The organism is Pseudomonas fluorescens, from assembly GCF_902497995.1.
Taxonomy (GTDB): Bacteria; Pseudomonadota; Gammaproteobacteria; order Pseudomonadales; family Pseudomonadaceae; genus Aquipseudomonas; species Aquipseudomonas fluorescens_BK.
In genome coordinates, this window is the sequence record NZ_CABVII010000054.1 from 1 (window position 1) to 1,378 (window position 1,378).

General features: G+C 60.2%; 1 protein-coding gene. It reads right to left on the reverse strand.

Translation table 11 applies throughout. The features are described 5' to 3' along the window. Positions 1 to 62: 62 nt before the first annotated feature. Positions 63 to 1,331, reverse strand: coding sequence for a malic enzyme-like NAD(P)-binding protein (locus tag F8N80_RS30855; RefSeq protein ID WP_150749045.1), 1,269 nt, complete (start codon positions 1,329 to 1,331; stop codon positions 63 to 65). Between the last annotated feature and the right edge of the window lie 47 nt (positions 1,332 to 1,378).

Here is a 1,378-nt window from a genome sequence, read left to right on the forward strand (position 1 = left end):
CAGATACAAAAAAGCCCCGACTCAGAGTGAGCCGGGGCCTTTGGCTGAAGCGCTACAACGGCTTAGCCGTTGAACACATCATCCACGCTTTTGAGCGGGTAGTTCTTCGGATACGGCAGGGTCGCCACACCGGTCTCGATCGCAGCCTTGGCCACGGCATCGGAGATCAGGGTGATCAGGCGGGCATCCATTGGTTTCGGGATGATGTACTCACGACCGAATTCCAGCTTGATGCCGCCATAGGCGTCGCACACTTCCTGAGGCACTGGCAGTTTGGCCAGTTCACGCAGGGCGTTGGCCGCAGCCACTTTCATTTCTTCGTTGATGCGCTTGGCGCGAACGTCCAGGGCACCGCGGAAGATGAACGGGAAGCCCAGTACGTTGTTGACCTGGTTCGGGTAGTCCGAACGACCGGTGGCCATGATCACGTCGTCGCGGGTGGCATGCGCCAGTTCCGGGGAGATTTCCGGATCCGGGTTCGAGCACGCGAACACGATCGGGTTGGCCGCCATGGACTTCAGGCCTTCAGCGCTCAGCAGGTTCGGACCGGACAGGCCAACGAACACGTCAGCGCCTTCCAGCGCGTCAGCCAGGGAGCGCTTGTCGGTCGCGTGAGCGAAGACAGCCTTGTACTGGTTCAGATCGTCACGGCCGGAGTGGATCACGCCGGTGCGGTCGACCATGTAGATGTTTTCGATGCTGGCGCCCATGCTCACCAGCAATTTCATGCAGGAGATGGCGGCAGCACCGGCGCCCAGGCAGACGATCCTGGCGTCAGCCAGGGTTTTGCCCGCGATTTCCAGGGCGTTGATCATGCCGGCCGCGGTAACGATCGCGGTGCCGTGCTGGTCATCGTGGAAGACCGGAATGTCGCACTGTTCGATCAGGGCGCGTTCGATCTCAAAGCACTCGGGGGCCTTGATGTCTTCCAGGTTGATGCCACCAAAGGTGATGGAGATGCGCTTGACGGTGTCGATGAAGGCCTGCGGGCTTTCGGAGTCGACTTCGATATCGAATACGTCGATGCCGGCGAAGCGCTTGAACAGCACGCCTTTGCCTTCCATTACCGGTTTGGAAGCCAATGGGCCGAGGTTACCCAGGCCAAGAATGGCGGTGCCATCGGAAATGACTGCAACCAGGTTGCCCTTGCCGGTGTATTTGTAAGCCAGCTCAGGATCGCGGGCGATTTCGCGTACTGGTTCGGCTACGCCGGGGCTGTAGGCCAGCGACAGGTCGCGGGCGGTAGCGGTGGCCTTGGTGAGCTCGACACTCAGCTTCCCTGGACGAGGATGGGCGTGATATTCGAGAGCGGCAGTTTTCAAATCTGACATAGGGGCATTCCGCTTTTACGGTTGGACAGACGGATCGCCGAGGATAC